This window comes from Acinetobacter sp. 102 (assembly GCF_037028485.1).
Classification (GTDB): Bacteria; Pseudomonadota; Gammaproteobacteria; order Pseudomonadales; family Moraxellaceae; genus Acinetobacter; species Acinetobacter higginsii.
Genome location: NZ_JAZEZK010000007.1, coordinates 126,335 through 146,059, shown reverse-complemented (window position 1 = coordinate 146,059; position 19,725 = coordinate 126,335). Strand labels below are relative to the sequence as shown.

Below are 19,725 nucleotides of genomic sequence, written 5' to 3'. Positions count from 1 at the left end.
GCCTTTCAAATCATAATGATTTTTCTAGGATTCTCGTCTTATTCCAAATCACTATAATCGGTCTTTGATCCTAACATAAGCTTGTTAGTTATGCTGATTTTCTCTGGCAGAGTCAACACAATTTTACCGAACTAATAACGCACAATGACAATTCAAGCCAAGGGCTAAACCTCAGCTTTTTCGCTATTTCTTATATTTTAGAAAAAAGAATATTGTATATAAAATAAGCTCAGATATAATGCGCCAACAACATGATATTCCCATCATGATAACTAAAATAATAGTAAGACACTCTTGGATCAGTCTTATGGAATTACGTCATTTACGCTATTTCATTACCGTTGCTGAAGAGCTCAGTTTCAGTAAAGCAGCGCTTAAATTACACACGTCTCAACCTTCACTCAGCCAGCAAATTAAAGATCTCGAAGATGATGTTGGTGTACAACTGTTGCATCGGACCAAGCGCAAAGTAGAGCTAACTGACGAAGGCCAAGTTTTTCTCGAACAAGCACGTTTAACCCTCACTCAAGCAGACAAAGCCATTACCATGGCGCGACAGGTTGCTGCAGCCAAAGTACAATGTTTAAAAATTGGTTTTGTGCCCTCTGCTGAAATTCGCATTTTCCCTTATATTTTGCCACGTTTAAGAGTTCGCCTGCCCAAACTGCAAATTCGTACGCTTAACCTTAAAGAAAGCGATCAAATCAATCTGCTGAAAAAAGGTGATTTAGACCTGATCTTTATTAATCAAAAATTTGAAAATGAAGCATTTACAAGTCAATTGATACTCAAAGAACCCTTGGTGTTTATGCTACCTAAACAACATCCTTTGGCACAGCATGCACAGATCAACATTGATCAATTACAGGGTTTAGCCCTGACCATTTTAACCCACAAGCTGTCTCAGCCTTTGGCACGAATCATTACCCAGTACATCAAACAGCAGCAGATTCATTTTCAAAGCATCGATGAAGCCAATAGTATTGCCGAAGCGATTCAAGCGGTCCATTCTGGACAGCGTTGTGCCATTTTACCCGCCTATATCCAAGCCTTAGCCACCGACCAAATTGTCGTCAGATCATTGCATCATCCGTTGCCCTGCCTCGACGTTTTCATGGCTTACCCCAAAAATGAATCGAACCTTGCCACACAACAATTCCTAGAAGAAATTCGGCATATATTTGGCTTAGATAGCGCCCATTTGAATTCGCAATGAATTCCTCACAAATAAAAAAGCCGAATCAATCGGCTTCCGTATTCTTTAAGTAAAGCCTATTGGCTTAGGCATTACTAAAAAATTCAGCAAATTTCTGATAACTTGGTCGCTGTTTAATGTTTTCTAAATAGTGCTCAATCGCAGGATGAGACTGAATATCGCCCATCTTAAGCTGCCAAAATAACATCGCAGCAACCGTGACATCCGCAGCAGTAAACTGCTCACCACATAAATAGGGATCAACTTGATTGAGACCTTGTACAAAGGCGTTATAGGCATCTTGATAATCACCATACCCTACAGAGCCTTTCTGATCGGGCTTCACCTCAACACCGAGCATTTTATTGGTTGAAGCAGCTTCCCAAGGCCCAGAAATAAAGAATAACCAACGATAATACACGCCACGTTTTGGATCATTCAGTGCAGGTGCCAAGCCTTTGTCTGCAAATTTATCAGCCAGATAAGCACAAATTGCATCCAGTTCATACACCACCACATCACCATCGACAAGAACAGGTACTTTGCCAAATGGATTGATTTTTAAATATTCAGGTGCTTTCATCTCAGTTTGAAAAGCAACCTCAATACGTTCGCATTCAATGCCAAGCTCGATCAGCAGCCAGTCAACAACGACGCCACGCGAAAAACTATTGGTATAAAGTTTAAGTGCCATTTTGATATTTCCTTGGTGAGTTATTCTTATTTCAATGTAATTGTTTTGATTGTCAGTTTTTGTCAGTAGTCTCACGGCACATTTCCTGTGCCCACCACTGTTGAAATAATTGTTGTTTGAATTGCGGATACAGCTCCTGACTTAGGTTCAACGCTCGAATCCGATCAATACGGAAGTGACGAAAACCTTTACGTAGCTCACACCATGCTGCTAACACAATCCGATCATTAAAATAACCTAGCGCAAATGGCCACAAAATACGAGAACTTACCCGTTGTTGTTCGTCGGCATAATCTACGGTAATTTTTAACTGCTGGCGGATGGCCAAGCGCACTTGCTCTACCAAAGTTTCATCGACAGGTAACCAGACATTGATCGATCTTAAAGTGGTTTGTTCAAGTTGATGCTGACAATGCTCAGGCAGTACTGCATTGAGCTTTGCCAACACCGAAGTTGAGGCCGATTTCAAAGCCAAATCAGGAATATCGCTCAACCAATTCAGCGCTAAAAAAATTGCTTCGATCTCGGTTTCATTCAGCGTCATCGGCGGAAGCAGGAAATCTTGTTTTAGTTGAAACCCTAATCCAGCGGCAGCATCAATACAAACACCCTGCTCACGCAAGGTTTCGATATCACGATAGACACTGCGCTGACTAATCTGTAAACGCTCTGCCAACACCTGTGCGGTCACAGGATAGCGATATTCTCTAAGCAGCTGTAATAGATTGAGCAAACGGATTGAACGACTCATGTTGTCCCTATTGTTATTATGGATGATGGGAATGCAAACACTCCCATCATTGTCGTTTCATATGATGTGGATGGATTAACTCTCGGTTAAGGCTGCCACATTCAGCACACTTTGCAAATAAGCATGTAGATCCTGCACATTGTGCGCGATGACCAAGGGTTGATATTGCTGCAAGGTTTCAATGCTATGTACACCATAACTCACACCAATACGCGGCATATTCAGATTTTGAGCCATTTCTAGATCATAACTGGTATCGCCCACCATAACAGCACGATCAGCAGCGACATCCAGTTCAGTCAAAATTTCCTGCAGCATCAATGGATCTGGTTTGGATTTGGTTTCACTGGCTGCACGGGTAATATCAAAGATCTCATAGCTATTGGTTTGTGCCAAAACCCGATCTAAACCTTTACGACTTTTGCCTGTTGCCACAGCAAGCTTTAAGCCCTGCTGTTTTAGATCAGCGAGCAACTCTGCAACACCGCTAAACCATGCATCCCCTTTGGAGTTTGCCACATAGTGATCTGCATAACATTGCAAAATATCTTGCTGTAAATGCGGAACTTGTGGAAACAGGATCTGCATGACTTCAGGTAAACCTAAGCCAATAATACTTTTCGCAGCTTCATCCGTCAGCGGTTGTTCAAATTGCTGTGCTGCATATTGCAAGCTTGCTACGATTTGCCCAACCGAATCGAATAAGGTGCCATCCCAATCAAAAATCACCAGTTCGATATTTTGACTCATTTCTGCTTTCTCAACTGATCGATCACCTGTTGCATATCTTCAGGCATTGGCGCTTCAATGCTTGGATAGTTGGGAATGTCTAAACGCATGGCATGTAGGCACAAGCGACGTGCTTCAGGACCGGTATATGCCGTATTGTGTCCGTATTTATCATCCCCAACTAAAGGATGTCCAATACTGAGACCATGTACACGAATTTGATGGGTACGCCCCGAAAGTGGTGATGCATGCACCAAAGTCGCGGCTTTAAAACGTTCAACCACTTTCCAATCGGTTTTACTCGGCTTACCGTCTTTGGTGACACGGACACGACGTTCGCCATTGGCCAGTTCATAACGCAATAAGGGCGCATCAATCAATTGCTGATCCAAACTGACTTGTCCTTTGACAATCGCCGCATAAGTTTTTTGAATTTTATGCTCGCGCAGTAAATCCTGTAGCAGTTTTAAAGTACTGCGCTTTTTACTGATCATCACCAAGCCAGAAGTATCACGGTCAATACGGTGGATCAGTTCCAAGTATTTTTTACCTGTCGCGGCACGCAAGGCTTCGATTAATCCATAGGCCACGCCACTACCGCCATGCACCGCAATCCCTGACGGTTTATTAACGACCAATAGCCCTTCATCCTCATACACCACACGGCTGAGTAGACTTTGTGCCACGCCATCACTCACTGGTGCCGCAGTTTCATCCTTTTGTTCATAGCGGATTGGTGCGACACGAATCTGGTCGCCAATCTTCAAACGTGTTTCTGCTTTTATTCTTTTTTTATTAACGCGTACTTGTCCTTCACGAACCAAACGGTAGATTCGACTCTTCGGTACACCTTTTAATCGGGTAAATAAAAAATTATCTATTCGCTGCCCGTCTTGATGCTCATCCACGTCAAACCAAGTGACACTTTGCCATTGTTGTGTAGAATTCATACGCTCGATTAATCCAAGATTTGTTAAATATGATTAAAAAATGATCATTTAGCTAAGTTATTTCACAAGAAACCTAAACTTAGCCCATAGGCAGATGCCGCAAGGTTTGATATATTCAGCGCACGGATACCACCGTAAGTGAGCATCAAATCAGAAATTTTATTTAGATAAAATTTTTAATCGATGAGATATTCACCAACAACTCGGATAGGTCCTAAAGAATTATGCCGACGCCGAAGGCTTATTATATCGGCAAAATGGCAAACTGTTGCGTTTAATTGTGCATATGCACATACAGTTTGTTCAGAAAAAATATGTCGCCAGCAATTTGCTGGTTATTAAACGTAAACTGATCCACATCAGACAATTTGCTCCCTGATGTCGCATTCAGGCTAAAGCGTTGATGCATTGGAACTGCTAAGCAGAGATACGATGATCATTCCGTATCAAGACTTCCAGATGGATCGACTTCAATGCTTAATGACAGTGAAAGTCACCATCCAATGCACCGCTCACCCGCCAGTGAAGCGTACAGGAAACTTTGATTATGTCGGATCTAGTGATATTTCACAGATGTAAGACATACATGAAATATCAACGGATTCAAGATTGAAGCAGTATTGCCGACATCGAAATAACCGTATCAAAACCCCAGCTGGATATTTACAGTCAGTGGTTTCAGAGCTTCCTACACAACGTTGCTTCTGAGTCTTGATCGCGCCAATTTGATGTTTGCTCAAAAATATTGGGCTTGTTGTTTGTGTGCATCACTATTAGGTGTCACACCCATGAAACGTATGTTGATTAATGCAACCCACGCCGAAGAAGTTCGCGTTGCACTTATCACTGGTAATCGTCTTTACGATTTCGATTTAGAGAATCGTACACGCGAACAAAAAAAATCAAATATCTATAAAGGTCATGTCACTCGCGTTGAACCGTCTTTAGAAGCGGTTTTCGTTGAGTACGGCGCACAGCGTCAAGGCTTTTTATCAATGCGAGAAATTGCAAACTCGTATTTCAAAGCAGACCCTCGTCAAACTTCAAATATTCGTGAACTCATCACTGAAGGCACTGAATTACTGGTTCAAGTTGAAAAAGAAGAACGCGGCAACAAAGGTGCCGCCCTGTCTACTTTTATCTCACTTGCGGGTCGTTATTTGGTCCTCATGCCAAACAATCCAAAAGGTGGCGGTATTAGCCGTCAAATTTCGGGTTCAGTGCGTGAAGAACTGAAAGAAATTTTAGCTTCTTTAAATGTACCGCGTGGCATGAGCGTGATCGTTCGTACTGCAGGTATTGGCCGTACACAAGAAGAGTTACAACTCGACTTACAACACTTACTCGACCTTTGGGCTCAAATCCAAGGTTCAGCAGGTTCTGGTCCATCACCAATGCTGGTTCATCAAGAAGCTGGTGTCGTGACCCGTGCAATCCGTGATTATTTACGTGATGACGTCGCTGAAATCCTGATTGATAGCGAGCAAGCCTATAACGAAGCGTATAACTTCGTAAAAGCAGTAATGCCACGTCAGTTAGACAAACTCAAAACCTATACCTTGAATGAGCCACTCTTTGCTCATTTTGGGATTGAAAGCCAGATCCAAACGGCTTATGAACGTGAAGTAAAACTTCCTTCTGGTGGTTCAATCGTGATTGACCAAACCGAAGCATTGGTATCGATCGATATCAACTCGGCGAAATCAACCCGCGGTCATGATGTTGAAGAAACGGCGCTCAATACCAACTTGGAAGCAGCCGAAGAAATCGCACGTCAACTTCGTTTACGCGATATTGGTGGCTTAGTCGTGATCGACTTCATCGACATGACCAAAGACCGTAACCAGCGTATGGTTGAAGCGAAATTACGTGAAGCAACGCAAAGTGATCGCGCACGTATTCAATTCGGTCAACTGTCACGTTTTGGTCTGATGGAAATGAGCCGTCAACGCCTACGTCCTTCGTTAGAAGAAGCGACTGGCTACGTTTGCCCACGCTGTCATGGCACAGGTATGGTACGTGACTTACGTTCACTGTCACTTTCAATTATGCGTAAGGTTGAAGAAATTGCTTTACGTGAACGTCAAGGTGAAGTTCAAGTCGAAGTCCCTGTGGAAATCGCAGCCTTCTTATTGAATGAAAAGCGTCACAGCCTAGTTTACTTAGAGCAAACCTCAAATGTACGTGTTACCGTATTGCCTCACCCGCACTTGGAAACACCACATTACCAAATCCAGTTCAATCCAGATGGTTTCGCCCCTTCTAGTTATGAACGTACTGAAGCAACCCGTTCTAGCGAAAAAGAACTGGGCTATGAATCTTCAGACTGGCATTTAGAAGATGCAGAGCATCATCATGCACCTGCTGCACAAAACCAAGCTGCTGCACCACAGAAGAAAGCTGCTCAGCAACATGCTGCGCAAGCAAAACAAACTCAAGCAAGCACGCAAAAGTCAGCAAGTCCTTGCGCTTGGTTAGAGAACTTATTTGTTCAAAAACAAGCACAAACCACCGATCAATCTCGTTCTGCACAAAATGCAGCGGCCGCGATTGAACAAATGGTGAATAACGGTGCGGTGAGCCGTGGTCAGTTTGGCCAAGTCAATGCACCAGCAATCGCTGAAGTTACTGCGCCAACTGCAAACAATGCTTATATTTCACAAAACCCTGTGAAACAAGAAGCACGTGAAAGCTTTGAGAAAGACGAGAAATCACATCGTCCGAACCAAAACCAGAAGAAGCGCAAGCACAAAGAACAACGTGAGCAACATGCACATGCGCATGAGCAACAAAATCAAGTGCATGAAGAAGTGGTTCAACTGTCACGTCAAGAACAGCGCCATGAGCAACGTGAGCTAAAACGTCAACAAAAACGTCAACAGCCACAAGAATCTCAAAACCAGCAACAGCATCATGATGCTGCTCAAGGCAATGAGTCTGCGCCTTTACCACGTCGTGACCGTAACCAACAACGTCCAAATCGACCAAATCGCCATCGTGACCAGAGTGTGTTAAATGAAACACCGACGACTGCACCCGAAGCTGTGGTAAATCCACAGCAGGTTAAAGTGGATGTGGTCGATGCACCTCGCAGTGAACCAATGAATACAGCGCTTGTTGTGAATATTGATCAAGGTCAAAGTGAAATTGTTGCATTAAATCCACAACAAGTAACAGCGCCAGCTGCTAAAGCAGAAAAAGCAAAACCTGTTGTAGAAAAAGTTGAAACACCTGCGCCAGCTCAAGTAGAACAAGCGACTACTGAAAAAGCACCTGTTGAAGAAACTGCACAAGCACCTGCACAACGTGCCAGCAATGATCCACGTTCACGTCGTCGTCAGCGCAACCACCAAACTGCACCGAAAACGGCTACAGTAAAAGTTGCACTGTCGCAAACACCTACGTTGGGACAATATACGCTGGGTAGCTTGATTCGTCATGTCTATGGTGATGATTGCACAATCCTGATTGAGCAATTCGGCTTAGTCACCACCTTTAACCGCGCTTTACAAAAGTTCGCTGAACAATATGCAAATAGTTTAGTGACCGAAACCGTCGTTAAAGAAGACAAACGCCCTGTCACACGTGATGCTGAACTTCCGACTCAGAAGCCAACTGAAGAAGCTGAACCTGCACCAGTGTTAGCATTAACACCACCGGATGCAGCGGCAGTTCGTGTTGCCAATGACCCGCGTGAACGTCGCCGTTTAGCGAAAATGGCTGCGGAGCAGGCAAAAGAAGCACATGTTGCCTCAAATGCAACGCCAGCTCCTGTGGAAAGCACTGAATCGAAAGAAGAAGTGAAACAAGCAGACGATGCGGTTGTCGTAGAAGCAGCAACTGCACCAGAGCAACAACCTTTAGAACTTGCCAGTACAGAGACTGTTGTAGAAGTTGCACCAGTTGAGGCTGAAGCAGTCGAACCTGCTGTGGTTGCTGAAGTTGAAACCGTAAGCGAGACTGTTGCAGAAGTTACTGAACCTGCTCAAACGGTTGAAAAAGCTGAACAAGCAACAACTACGACAGAAACAGAATTGGATGATGAAGCAGCGAAAGCGGAAAAAGAGAAATCGAACCGCCCTCCTCGTCGTCCACGCGGACGTCCACCAAAAAAGACCACAGCTGAGTGAGTAATTTGCTAAATTGCACTCAATAAGGCGAAGCCTAGTCATTTCGATGACTAGGCTTTTTTGTTATTTTGTCAAATTAGGTTGATTGCTCTAGGCACTTGCCATTACAAAACAGCATTAACAAAATGGTGTGAATGGTTGTGTTCTAACGGATAGCCATTTCTTGGATTGATCGAAAAATAAATAGGATTGATATGAGCCAAACTACGCAGACCGATATTATTACCCTTGGTGATGTCGCTACTCGACTTCCTAACTTCATCACTAAAGTACCTCATATCCTCAATGGTCTTAAACAAGCATATTTGCGAACGCCAACATCTCCTGCTGGTTTAGGTATTGCCTTTGAAAAAGCAGTCAAGCGTAACCCTCAAGGCATCGCACTGTTATTTGAAGATCAAAGCTATAATTACCAAGCACTCAATGAGTGGGCAAATCAGATTGCACATTACTACTTATCGCTTGGGGCAAAGAAAGGTGATGTGATTGCAGTGATGGTTGAAAACCGTCCTGAACTGATTGCCTCTATCGTTGCATTGGCAAAAATTGGGGTGACAATTGCACTGGTCAATACCTCGCAAGTCGGTAAGGTACTCGCGCACAGTATTAATCTGGTCAATCCAATTGCGGTGATTGCAGGTGAAGAAGTTCGCGCTGCAATTGATGAAGCACGTCAAGACTTAAAAGTTGCTCAAGATCGTTTCCACTGGTTTGCCGATCAAGAAACCCGTAAAAATGCAGGGACTGCACCACAAGGTTACGTGAACCTAGCGCAACAAATTGATCAATTCCCCAAATTCAATCCATCGACCACGCGCACAGTGACAGGTAAAGATGGTTTGTTCTACATCTATACCTCAGGTACAACCGGCTTACCAAAAGCAGTAATTTTCACTCATAGTCGCTGGACGCTGGCTTATGGCACCTATGGTCACATTCTGAATTTAGGTAAAGATGATGTGATGTACGTGACTCTCCCGCTTTACCATGCAACAGGTGTTGTGGTGTGCTGGTGTGGCGTGATTGCTGGCAGTGCAACACTTGCTGTTCGTCGTAAATATTCAACCAGTGCCTTCTGGAAAGATGTACAGAAATTCAATGCCTCTGCAATTGGTTATGTCGGTGAACTGTGTCGTTACCTGATTGATGCACCTGCAACAGAACAAGATCGTGCACACCGCGTCACTAAAATGATCGGTAACGGCATGCGTCCGAATATCTGGGGCAAATTTAAAGAACGCTTTGGTGTCGAAGAAGTACTTGAACTTTACGCATCTAGCGAAGGTAACGTTGGTTTTAGCAACATCTTCAACTTTGACAACACCGTAGGCTTCTCTCCAACACCGTATGCAATCGTTGAATTCGACAAAGAGAAGAATGAATTAGTCCGCGATAAGAAAGGTCATTGTAAGAAAGTGAAAACAGGCGAAGTCGGTCTACTGATTGGTAAGATCACCAGCCGTTCACCATTCGATGGCTATACCGATCCTGAAAAGAACAAGTCTGTGATTTTGAAAGATGTGTTTACCCAAGGTGACTCATATTTCAATACAGGTGACTTGGTTCGTGATATCGGTTTCCGCCATGCACAGTTTGTGGACCGTTTAGGCGATACTTTCCGTTGGAAGGGTGAAAACGTTTCTACAACAGAAGTAGAAAACATGGTCTGCGAATATGAAAAGATCGTAGAGGCTGTGGTATACGGTGTAGAAATTCCAAATACCAATGGTCGCGCAGGTATGGCAGCGATCACCTTGGTCGATGGTGCAGAACTCAATGAAGCGGACTTAAGCGACATGGTGAATGTGTTTAAAAAATGCTTACCGTCTTATGCCATTCCTGTTTTCTTACGTGTTCAAGAGAAAGTAGAAACAACTGGGACATTTAAATACCAGAAGAATAAACTGAAAGAAGACTCATTTAATCCGAGCAAAACTTCTGAACGTTTACTGGTTTTATTACCAGGTGCAAGCAGCTATAGTGATGTAAATGCTGAGATCTTTGATAATATTCAAAGCTATCAATACCGTTTCTAGTTTATTTTTTAGCTAAATAAGAGGAAATCGTGCTTTTTATAAACAATCATGCACATGTTTTTGAATTTCCTCTTGTGTTAGCTGAATAAGTTGCTAGAATACGCAACATCAAAACGAAGACGCATTTAGAACAAATTAGTTTTTCTTGCGAAGCTTGTTGAAATACTTGCTTAGGGTCGTTAGCTCAGCTGGTAGAGCAGCGGACTTTTAATCCGTTGGTCCCGCGTTCGAATCGCGGACGACCCACCATCTAATGTTTTGATAGTTTGTAAAATGTATTTTACAAATGCCTGTAAGAGGTTAAGCTATAGAAAATCATAGATTTTCTCTTGCGCTCAGGTAAAACGTTGTTTTACTTATCCTCGCTCAGGGTCGTTAGCTCAGCTGGTAGAGCAGCGGACTTTTAATCCGTTGGTCCCGCGTTCGAATCGCGGACGACCCACCAAATTCTAAAAAGCCTCATCATTGATGAGGCTTTTTTATTGTCTACTCAATTTCTTTCTAAAAGATGACAACAGAACTGGCTCCACTCTAAGCATCCTTGCTTAAAGTCATCATGTGCTTAAATTATAAAAACGCTTCTAATACCGAATTTAAGAAAATATGCCCCTGCTCTGTACAAGCAATTCGCTGGCTATCCGCAATCAATAATTTTTTCTCACGCAACTGTGCTAGCTTTTGATTTAACTGATCCAGTTCAAGTCCAGTACGTTGAGCATAAAATGCCGCTGCAACACCTTCGTTTAAACGCAAAGCATTCATCATAAACTCAAAAGGTAATTCATCAGCTTCGATACGCTTCATTTGCACATGCTCTGCTGGAACCTTGGCTAAATAATCTTTCGGCAAACGGGTTTTTTGAAAACGATAGACACCGTCTGGACGTGTCACCTTGCCATGCGCACCTGCGCCAATCGCCAGATAATCACCAAATTGCCAATAATTTAAATTATGCGTAGATGGCTTTTCCTTACGCCATGCTGAAACTTCATAATTGACATAACCATTGGCTTTTAAATATACCTCACCTTGTTCTTGAATATGTTCTAGAACTTCGTCTTGTGGTAATACAGGCTGAGTTCGGAAGAAAACCGTGTTTGGCTCAATGGTCAGTTGATACCAACTAATATGTGTTGCACCCTGCTCCACAGCCAATTTCAGGTCGGTTAAGGCCTGTTCCTCCGTCTGTTGGGGTAAACCATGCATCAGATCAACATTAACGCGCTTAAAGCCTGCCTGACGTGCCTGCTGAATCGCATCCAGTGCATTATTGGCAGAATGGATACGACCTAGCCGATGTAAATGTTCAGGATCAAAACTTTGCACACCGAGTGATAAACGATTAATTCCCACCGCCAGATAATCTGCAAATGGATCATGCTCAACCGTTCCTGGATTGGCTTCCAGTGTGATTTCACAGTCATCTTCAAAGTCTAAACGTGCTTTGAGTTGATCAAACAACCATTGATAACCTTGTGCAGAAATCAGTGACGGTGTACCGCCACCAATAAACACACTATGAATCGATCGACCTTGCGCCATTTCAATCTGAGTCTCAAAGTCAGCCACTAACGCAGCAAGATATTGCTGTTCCAAATCCAGTGACAATTGTCCATCAGGGACAGCGTGTGAGTTAAAGTCGCAATAAGGACATTTACGTACACACCAAGGCATATGGATATACAAGGACAGCGGGATATTTGCAGGATTTAACAGACTCAAAATACAAGCTCAATGACAGAACCTGATTATTTTAACATGACTCGACTCGGTACAGTTGCAGCTTCAATACGGTATACAACTTATCATCCCCTAGGTATTCAGTTAGACTGAAAGCATAAAGAACAATTAGACCGATAATATGATGAAAATTTCTAGCCAATTGCTATTTATTCTGCCGCTTGCTTTAGGGATTGGAATAGCAATGGCCTTTCAAACGGCAATCAATGCACAGCTCCGAGAGTATCTAAACTCGCCACTACAAGCCGCATTACTTTCTTTTTGTATTGGAACGATTATTCTAGCCCTACTGGTTTATTTCCAAGGTGCAGACAAACCCAGTTTAACTGAACTTTCACAAATTCCATGGTTTCTCTGGTTAGGTGGATGCCTTGGGGTTTATGCAATCAGTATGAGCATTTATACTGCACCTAAACTCGGATTTTTAACTTTTTCAGGTTTAGTGATTTTTGGACAATTGGTGATTTCCATGCTCATCGACCACTTTGGCTGGTTAGGTACAGAAAAAACACCCATTAACTGGCAACGTCTACTCGGTAGTATTGTGATTTTTATTGGTGTGCTATTCACATTACAACGCTAATTCTCCCTCATTTTAATAAGAGTAATTTTTGTGTCCCATGTCACAACCAAGCGATTTGAGCTTAAACAGCTATTTCATTTGATGTTCCCGATCCTGATTACACAGTTTGCGCAAGCTGGATTAGGTTTAATCGATACCATTATGGCAGGTCATCTTTCTGCTACGGATCTGGCGGCGATTGCAGTAGGCGTTGGCCTATGGATTCCCGTTATGCTGTTATTTGCAGGCATCATGCTGGCAACAACGCCCTTGGTCGCTGAAGCACGTGGTGCAAGAACCCCTGAAAAAATTCCAACCATTGCGCGCCAGTCTTTGTGGGTTGCGGTGATTCTTGGTGTTGTTGCGATGTTGATTCTGCAATGTATGCCCGTGTTTCTGCCCCTGTTTGGCGTGCCTGAAAGTTTAATACCCAAAGCAAGCCTGTTCTTACATGCGATTGGTTTTGGTATGCCTGCAGTGATGATGTATGCGGCACTACGCAGTTATTCTGAAGCATTGGGACATCCACGCCCTGTCACAGCCATTAGCTTGATTGCTTTACTGGTATTAATTCCGCTGAACTTTATCTTTATGTATGGCTTTGGGCCAATTCCAGCATTAGGTAGTGCAGGTTGTGGTTTTGCAACTGCGATCTTGCAATGGCTCATGTTTATCACTTTAGCCATTTATATTTCCAAAGCAAAAGCTTATCAACAGGCACCGATCTTCACCAAATGGGAAAGAATTGATCCTGTTTGGATTAAACGCATTTTAAAACTGGGCTTACCGATTGGGCTGGCAGTATTCTTTGAGGTCAGCATTTTCAGTACTGGGGCCATTGTACTGGGGCCATTGGGTGAAAATGCCATTGCAGCTCATCAGATTGCGATTTCAGTTACGTCACAGCTGTTTATGATCCCGTTGTCCTTGGCGATTGCCTTGACGATTCGTGTTGGCATGTATTATGGCGAACAAAACTGGCATGCAATGCGTCAAGTACAAATCGTAGGATTAATTACGGCTACGATCTTTGCTGCCTTGACCATGACACTCATTGTGCTTGCACGTCCCTATATCGTGGCGATCTATACCACGGATATCAATGTCATTCCTGTGGCAATGTACCTGCTCTGGTTCGCGATGGCTTATCAGTTGATGGATGCTTGGCAAGTCAGTGCCGCTGGGTGCTTACGTGGCATGCAGGACACTCAAGCGCCGATGTGGATCACCTTAATGGCGTATTGGGTCGTCGCCTTCCCGATCGGCCTATACCTCGCGCGCTATACGATTTGGGGCGCTGCTGGTGTCTGGCTCGGCCTGATTATTGGTTTAACAATTGCCTGTGTGCTACTGATCGGCCGTTTATATTTAAACAATAAACGTTTGGCACAACGTGCTCTCAATACATAAGCGCTATTGATTCAGAGCAGCACGGATGCTGCGCTTGCCTTGATGCGCTCATCAAGGCTCCCTTCCTTCACGACATGCTTACATCACTTAACATTTTGGTATAGGCAATTTAAGTTTTGTCGCCTATGATCAAAGCATCACTTTGAAACTGGATCATCCGAGGTCAAGCACATATGGCAAAGCATGCAAGCTCTCCCAGTAAGCGTTTTTTTAAACTGGCTGGCATGACCGCAAGTATTGCCAGCAAAAGTGTTGCCAACTCCATTCGCAATCTCACCGCAGATGAAGAACAAAAAAATGCTGCACGTAGCAAACTGTTCCAAGATATCGGCTTACAGATCGCTGACACCTTAGGCGAAATGAAAGGCGCGGTGATGAAAGTCGGGCAAATTGCATCGCAATATAAAGACATCTTCCCGCCAGAAGTGGCAAAGGCGATTGCCAAACTACAACGCCAAGCGCCTGCCATGCCTTTTGCAGCGATTCAGCAACAAGTTGAAAAAGAGTTAGGCAAACCTTTAAACCAGATTTTTAGCTCTTTTGAGACGGAACCTTTTGCTGCTGCCTCAATTGGTCAAGTGCATCGTGCAGTACTGCCCAATGGACAAGCGGTTGTGGTGAAAGTGCAATATCCTGGGGTGGATCAAGCCTGTGAAAGTGATTTAAAACAGGTTCGTCTGGCTTTACGCTTAATGGGCGTGTTAAAAATTGATAAGAAGCTGCAAGATCAACTGTTTCAGGAAATCCAAGACAGTTTATCTGCCGAACTGAATTATGAAATTGAAGCGCAAAACTTAGAAGTCTTTAAAACCTTCCATGAAAAGCTGGATGATCAAATCATTATCCCAACTGTATATAAAGATTATTCTTCTCGTCGTGTACTCACGCTCAGTCTTGAGCAGGGTGAATCCATCGAAACCGCCAGCACATGGTCGATTGAAACACGTAATCAAATTGGTCGTCGTCTGATTCGTGCTTTAGGGCAGGAAATGTTTTTCTTGAAGCGTTTCCATTGTGACCCACATCCAGGCAATTTTGCTTTCCGTGAAGATGGTAGTGTGATTATTTATGATTATGGCAGTGTCAAAACCCTTTCACCTGAAATCATCCAGCACTTCAAAGCACTGGTGAATGCTGCTCGCCAAGAAGATATTGCTCAGGTCGAAGACCTACTGGTTGAACTACATTCGATTGCTGAGAAACAAAAATTCCCAACTGAATTGTATACGCAATGGATTGAAATCCTGTTGCGTCCATTAAGCACCCATTATGACTTTGCCAAGAACTCATCGCATCACGATGGCATGCTGTTGGTGAAAAAATCCCTGAAATACTGGGATGTGTTTAAACCCTCTCCAGATACCTTGATGGTTAATCGAACCATTTCAGGACATTACTGGAACCTGATTCACCTCAAAGTGCATGACAATCTCAATGATTTATTTGAAGAATTAGTCCCGAACTAAACTTCATAAAAATGCCAATCAGATGATTGGCATTTTTATTTCTTTCATATTCAAACTTTTAACAAATCAAATAGCTTGAGCAAAGTTCTATATCTCATGCTCGCTGATTCATTGTTTACAAATAATTTCCAACAAAACTTGAAAAGAACAAGATTGACGGCATATATTGTTATGTTATAACATTTCCATTAACAATAGGAGTCATTCAAAATGCGTAAAGATATCCATCCTGCTTATCAACAAGTACTGTTTCACGATACCAATGCCGATACCTATTTTTTAATTGGCAGCACACTACAGACCAAACAAACCAAAGAATATCAAGGTCAGGTCTATCCCTATGTGACGCTTGATATTTCCAGTGCTTCACATCCGTTTTATACGGGTGAAGTTCGCCAAGCCAGCAATGAAGGCCGTGTCGCAAGCTTTAACAAACGCTTTGCGCGCTTTAACCGCAAAGCTTAATTTTCATTTAAGTTTCACACATTAGGCTGTAAGCATTAGAAGTCTAAGGCTATCTCTCCTCCACTTAGACTTCTTTTTTTATGTTTAGCTTTCAAGAATCCGGCTTAGCCTGCCCCACCACACCAAATTCAATCGGTGTTTTGACATAAAACAAAGAAATTTCTTTATCGTTCAAATAGTCTAATAATTCCATCGCCTGTTGATTGCTTACCGCAAACTGAATTTGTATGGGTCGATCGGCCAACTCAAAAAAACTGGCGGAATGAAATAAGCCTTGATGATCCACACCTTCCATCCCTGCCAGTACCGTCGCGCCACGCAAATTCATTTGCTTCGCCACTGCCAATAACCATTCACTCATCATTTGTCCCTGATAAGTCCGGTTTTGTGCCGTGTAAAAACTCAGTAAAAATCCATTCATTATCATCACTCCAAAGCTAAGCGGCACTCAGCCATTGATGCAAGCTCATACCTAAAATGGTAAACAGCAATGATCCAATCACATGAATCAAAATTGCTGCGCAGGCATAACCCAATTTACCGCTTTGTAATAAAGCAATAATCTCGGCAGAAAAGGTCGAAAATGTGGTTAATGCACCGCAGAAACCTGTAATCACAAATAGTTTGTAATTTGAACTCAGTGAGCTTTGAGAAAAATAAGAAATTGCAAAACCAATAATAAAGCCACCGACGAAATTAACGGTGACCGTACCTAAAGGAATATTGGGAAAAATTGGATTGAGTTTTAAACCCAGGAACCAACGCAACCATGCGCCGAGTACCGAGCCAAGCGCGATTGAGAGCAAAGGATAATACATGGCTTACTCCACACATCGCGCAGGAGATAAAGCGACATTTAACATGGATAGATCAACGTTTTTTTGATTATTTTTCATCTGCGAACTCCAAAATGGGAACAGAGCACGCACGAACCTACGCCCCCTGTTCAGGGTAACGTAGGCATCATTAGCCACAGTGGCGGTTTGTAATAGGAGGAATGCCATCTCCTTTGTTCTAAAATAACATAATTTTTAGACAACTCAACTGCTGTTTTGAGCTATAAATCAAGTGTGTATAAATATAAAGTTATCCACAATTTATGTCGTCCGAGATAAAACTTGCTCACCAAGCACGGTAAAATCCAGTTCAGGAACCACAAAAGCAAACGCTTCAGCATCCTCATCTAAACCGAATTGTTGCAACAATTGAGGGGCGTTTAAGCTCAGAATCTCAGCAGCTTGAATCTGCTGAAACTGTACAGGCATCTGAATATCGCCCTGCGACATTCGAGCCGGTTGGTCAACCCATTCCGCCCATGCATGGTCTTGATCGACCAAGAACTGAACTGCTTCATCCCAAGACGGAAATAATGTTTGCCATGTAACAGGTAACTGTTTTTCCGTTGTGATCTGCACTTCACTCTTCAAAGAATAATCTTGATCAAGGCAAATTTCGGTTTGAATGGCTTGTTGGTTGCGCTGGTGCTGAAAAATCGCTGCATATTGTGCAGGCATCACATCGCTGGCCAGACGACCACCTGAAACATACAGTACTTGATCAACCACGACCTGCTCAAAGATCACGGTCTTGGGCTGTGAATCATCCAGATAAAAGCGCCAGTTGCTTTGTTTGGGTGAAGGCAAGAACTGACGTAATTTACCCAAGAAACTGAATCCAAAATGCTGATGCTGATAAGTCAAAATGGTAAAAATGGTTTTCCCATCTTTTTCCCATAAGGGTACTTCTTTCGGATAGCGCAGACGTACTTGCTCAACATCAACCAACCAAGACAAGTACACCACATTGCTGACCTGACTCTGCAAGCGCATAAAAGGCAATATGCGCATCATCAAACGGCGGAGTTGTAACAGCAAACTACAACTTAAAATAGGGGCTAAAAGTCGAAGTATAGCGTTGGATATTGATAACTTTAAACGATGTCTATTCATTATTATTCAATAGATTAATACTCTGTTTGAGCATAAACCGCTGACTGTGTTACGTCCAGTTCAAATCGCGTCCAGCTTCTATTCTGCATTTTCAATGTTATGATGCTTGCCATTGATTCAATCAACATGGAATTTTAAAAATGGCTCAAAGCTTATTGGCACAACTGAAAGATGGCTCGGCAAAATTTGCAGATGTATTGGCATTTATCGAAGCACGTTATCAACATACTCCAACTGCCTTTCAGAATGGTGCACAATCGAATGCTGCGACTGAAAACCAAGGCAGCGCCAAAGTACTCAGCTTTGCCAAAATTGAAGGCTTGAATCAAGCAGATACGCTCAGTTTATTTGCAGAGCATTATGCGTCTGTATTGGCAACGCCAGAAGCCACTGACCTTCAAAATATCCGCCAGTTTATGCAACATGGCTGGGATGGCGTGAAATTTGAAGCTGAAGCACTCTCTGCAAAATAAGAAAAAGGAGGCGAAAAGCCTCCTTTTTTATTGCTTTTATTCAAGGACTAGGGTCTTGTCAATTTCCGCAAGTCGGTGCTTAAACTATAAAAATCCCCGCCCATTTTGCCCACACTCTGAAGTTGCTGTTGATCAATCATCTGCCCATCCCAGAGTCGATCATCAACATAAATCGATTTCACATCCAACAAAGCTACTGTTCCACCTAATGGAAGCGTACTCAGTTGAATGATTTCCCTTAACTGGCATTCATAACGCACAGGCGCATGCTTTACCGCCAAGGCTGCGACCGCATGACTCGGTTCAGACTCAATCTGTGCAAAATCAAATTCACTTTGCTCTGATGGCAATAAAGCACAGGATAAATTCATCTTTTCCAGTAAGGCTGTATTGGCAATATGCACGACACATTCTCGTGTATCAATCAAATTACGAATGGTATCTTTATCCTGCCCATTTCTTGGATTGACCTGCGAATACCATAAAATGGGTGGATTACAGCTGGCAACATTAAAGAAGGAATAAGGAGCAATATTGGCAATCCCATCTGCCGACAGAGTACTGATCCATGCGATCGGTCGAGGGCTAATCCCCCCAACCAACAAGCGATAGATTTCATTGGCATCTAAATCAGACGTTTCAAAAATCATGAGAACAACACGTCCAATTTAGGGACGTTCAGCATATTGCGGTAAATCATCGGCAATACAATCCCATTCGGCTTTAGAAGCCGCAAAAATATGCATACTTGGTTTCTGCTGCAAAGGTGTATCTAAAGTCCCGATTCTTAAGCGATAAAGCTCAGGCTGTGCATCGCGCGAACTGATCAGTGGAGAGCCACATGCACCACAGAACCAGCGATACACGCCCGATGCAGCAAACTTTTTAACCAACTCTTCACCCTGAATAATTTTAAAAGCTGCACTGCTAATCGGTGCATTGGTCGCATAAGCCGTGCCATTGGCTTTTCGGCAACGCTGACAATGGCATTGTATGATCTCACCGATTTCACCATGAATCTCATAATGAATCCCATCACATAAACAACTGCCACGATATACAGATGAAGCTTGAGACATATCCCTATTCCTGATGAACATTTACTCAAAACTAGCATTTTTAAATGCTGAATCACAAGGCAAATCTGCTCAAGAAATATGACCAGATTTAAGAGG

Annotated in this window: 19 protein-coding genes, 2 tRNA genes and 1 riboswitch; of the genes, 11 read left to right on the top strand and 10 right to left on the bottom strand. The window is 43.0% G+C overall.

Annotated elements, in window-relative coordinates; all coding sequences use genetic code 11:
* Nucleotides 1-307: 307 nt before the first annotated feature.
* Nucleotides 308-1,216 (top strand): LysR substrate-binding domain-containing protein, encoded by a 909-nt coding sequence (locus tag WA352_RS08965; RefSeq protein WP_005315133.1) that lies wholly within the window; start codon nt 308-310, stop codon nt 1,214-1,216.
* Nucleotides 1,217-1,280: 64 nt separating this feature from the next.
* Here the strand turns inward: WA352_RS08965 and WA352_RS08960 are convergent, their stop codons facing one another.
* The 4 genes from WA352_RS08960 to WA352_RS08945 form a co-directional block, all read right to left on the bottom strand.
* Entirely contained in the window at nt 1,281-1,889 is a 609-nt protein-coding gene (locus tag WA352_RS08960) for a glutathione S-transferase family protein (RefSeq protein WP_225761782.1), read from the bottom strand.
* Nucleotides 1,890-1,941: 52 nt separating this feature from the next.
* Complete coding sequence (locus WA352_RS08955) at nt 1,942-2,640, bottom strand: helix-turn-helix transcriptional regulator (RefSeq protein WP_004802456.1); 699 nt, start codon at nt 2,638-2,640, stop codon at nt 1,942-1,944.
* 75 nt (nt 2,641-2,715) lie between these two features.
* Nucleotides 2,716-3,390, bottom strand: coding sequence for an HAD-IA family hydrolase (locus WA352_RS08950; RefSeq protein WP_005315127.1), 675 nt, complete (start codon nt 3,388-3,390; stop codon nt 2,716-2,718).
* Nucleotides 3,387-4,319, bottom strand: coding sequence for an RluA family pseudouridine synthase (locus WA352_RS08945; protein ID WP_216077162.1), 933 nt, complete (start codon nt 4,317-4,319; stop codon nt 3,387-3,389). The genes WA352_RS08950 and WA352_RS08945 overlap by 4 nt, the downstream gene beginning before the upstream one ends.
* Before the next feature lie 432 nt (nt 4,320-4,751).
* Between WA352_RS08945 and WA352_RS08940 the strand changes: the two genes are divergently transcribed.
* The 5 genes from WA352_RS08940 (at nt 4,752) to WA352_RS08920 (ending at nt 10,930) form a co-directional block, all read left to right on the top strand.
* A complete protein-coding gene (locus WA352_RS08940; RefSeq protein ID WP_004637771.1) occupies nt 4,752-4,898 on the top strand; it encodes a hypothetical protein in 147 nt (48 codons plus the stop codon).
* Nucleotides 4,899-5,107: 209 nt separating this feature from the next.
* Nucleotides 5,108-8,449: an Rne/Rng family ribonuclease gene (locus WA352_RS08935; protein ID WP_005315120.1), complete on the top strand. Its 3,342-nt coding sequence runs from the start codon at nt 5,108-5,110 to the stop codon at nt 8,447-8,449.
* Nucleotides 8,450-8,643: 194 nt separating this feature from the next.
* The gene (locus WA352_RS08930) at nt 8,644-10,485 is read left to right on the top strand and encodes a long-chain-acyl-CoA synthetase (protein WP_005315117.1); all 1,842 of its coding nucleotides are present in this window, start codon (nt 8,644-8,646) and stop codon (nt 10,483-10,485) included.
* Between the two features lie 173 nt (nt 10,486-10,658).
* Nucleotides 10,659-10,734: transfer RNA gene (locus WA352_RS08925), tRNA-Lys, on the top strand.
* Nucleotides 10,735-10,854: 120 nt separating this feature from the next.
* Nucleotides 10,855-10,930, top strand: a tRNA-Lys gene (locus WA352_RS08920).
* 122 nt (nt 10,931-11,052) lie between these two features.
* On the opposite strand, the gene hemW is transcribed toward WA352_RS08920, so the two are convergent.
* A complete protein-coding gene (hemW, locus tag WA352_RS08915; protein ID WP_005315104.1) occupies nt 11,053-12,207 on the bottom strand; it encodes a radical SAM family heme chaperone HemW in 1,155 nt (384 codons plus the stop codon).
* A 139-nt stretch (nt 12,208-12,346) separates the two neighbouring features.
* On the opposite strand from hemW, the gene WA352_RS08910 reads away from it, so the two are divergent.
* The 4 genes from WA352_RS08910 (at nt 12,347) to WA352_RS08895 (ending at nt 16,128) form a co-directional block, all read left to right on the top strand.
* Nucleotides 12,347-12,808: a DMT family transporter gene (locus WA352_RS08910; protein ID WP_005315101.1), complete on the top strand. Its 462-nt coding sequence runs from the start codon at nt 12,347-12,349 to the stop codon at nt 12,806-12,808.
* A 30-nt stretch (nt 12,809-12,838) separates the two neighbouring features.
* A complete protein-coding gene (locus tag WA352_RS08905) occupies nt 12,839-14,197 on the top strand; it encodes an MATE family efflux transporter (protein ID WP_005315090.1) in 1,359 nt (452 codons plus the stop codon).
* A 173-nt stretch (nt 14,198-14,370) separates the two neighbouring features.
* On the top strand, nt 14,371-15,663 hold the full coding sequence (locus WA352_RS08900) for an ABC1 kinase family protein (protein WP_004802440.1): 1,293 nt from the start codon (nt 14,371-14,373) through the stop codon (nt 15,661-15,663).
* Between the two features lie 210 nt (nt 15,664-15,873).
* Nucleotides 15,874-16,128, top strand: a complete 255-nt coding sequence (locus WA352_RS08895; RefSeq protein WP_004802437.1) for a type B 50S ribosomal protein L31 — start codon at nt 15,874-15,876, stop codon at nt 16,126-16,128.
* A 91-nt stretch (nt 16,129-16,219) separates the two neighbouring features.
* Here the strand turns inward: WA352_RS08895 and WA352_RS08890 are convergent, their stop codons facing one another.
* The 3 genes from WA352_RS08890 to WA352_RS08880 all read right to left on the bottom strand — a co-directional run bounded on the left by WA352_RS08890 (nt 16,220) and on the right by WA352_RS08880 (nt 18,077).
* Nucleotides 16,220-16,549, bottom strand: a complete 330-nt coding sequence (locus WA352_RS08890) for a DUF190 domain-containing protein (RefSeq protein WP_005315087.1) — start codon at nt 16,547-16,549, stop codon at nt 16,220-16,222.
* Nucleotides 16,550-16,565: 16 nt separating this feature from the next.
* Nucleotides 16,566-16,946, bottom strand: a complete 381-nt coding sequence (gene crcB / locus WA352_RS08885; protein ID WP_005315084.1) for a fluoride efflux transporter CrcB — start codon at nt 16,944-16,946, stop codon at nt 16,566-16,568.
* Nucleotides 16,947-17,078: 132 nt separating this feature from the next.
* A riboswitch (Fluoride riboswitch) is annotated at nt 17,079-17,145 on the bottom strand.
* Between the two features lie 80 nt (nt 17,146-17,225).
* Entirely contained in the window at nt 17,226-18,077 is an 852-nt protein-coding gene (locus WA352_RS08880; protein ID WP_005315082.1) for a DUF2071 domain-containing protein, read from the bottom strand.
* Between the two features lie 140 nt (nt 18,078-18,217).
* Here WA352_RS08880 and WA352_RS08875 point away from each other — a divergent pair, with 140 nt between their 5' ends.
* Complete coding sequence (locus WA352_RS08875) at nt 18,218-18,550, top strand: HopJ type III effector protein (protein WP_336142115.1); 333 nt, start codon at nt 18,218-18,220, stop codon at nt 18,548-18,550.
* A 47-nt stretch (nt 18,551-18,597) separates the two neighbouring features.
* On the opposite strand, the gene WA352_RS08870 is transcribed toward WA352_RS08875, so the two are convergent.
* Nucleotides 18,598-19,200 carry a flavin reductase family protein gene (locus WA352_RS08870; RefSeq protein ID WP_005315080.1) on the bottom strand — a complete coding sequence of 201 codons (603 nt, stop codon included), beginning with the start codon at nt 19,198-19,200 and terminating at the stop codon, nt 18,598-18,600.
* Between the two features lie 18 nt (nt 19,201-19,218).
* Nucleotides 19,219-19,629, bottom strand: a complete 411-nt coding sequence (locus WA352_RS08865) for a GFA family protein (protein WP_005315077.1) — start codon at nt 19,627-19,629, stop codon at nt 19,219-19,221.
* Nucleotides 19,630-19,725: the final 96 nt, after the last annotated feature.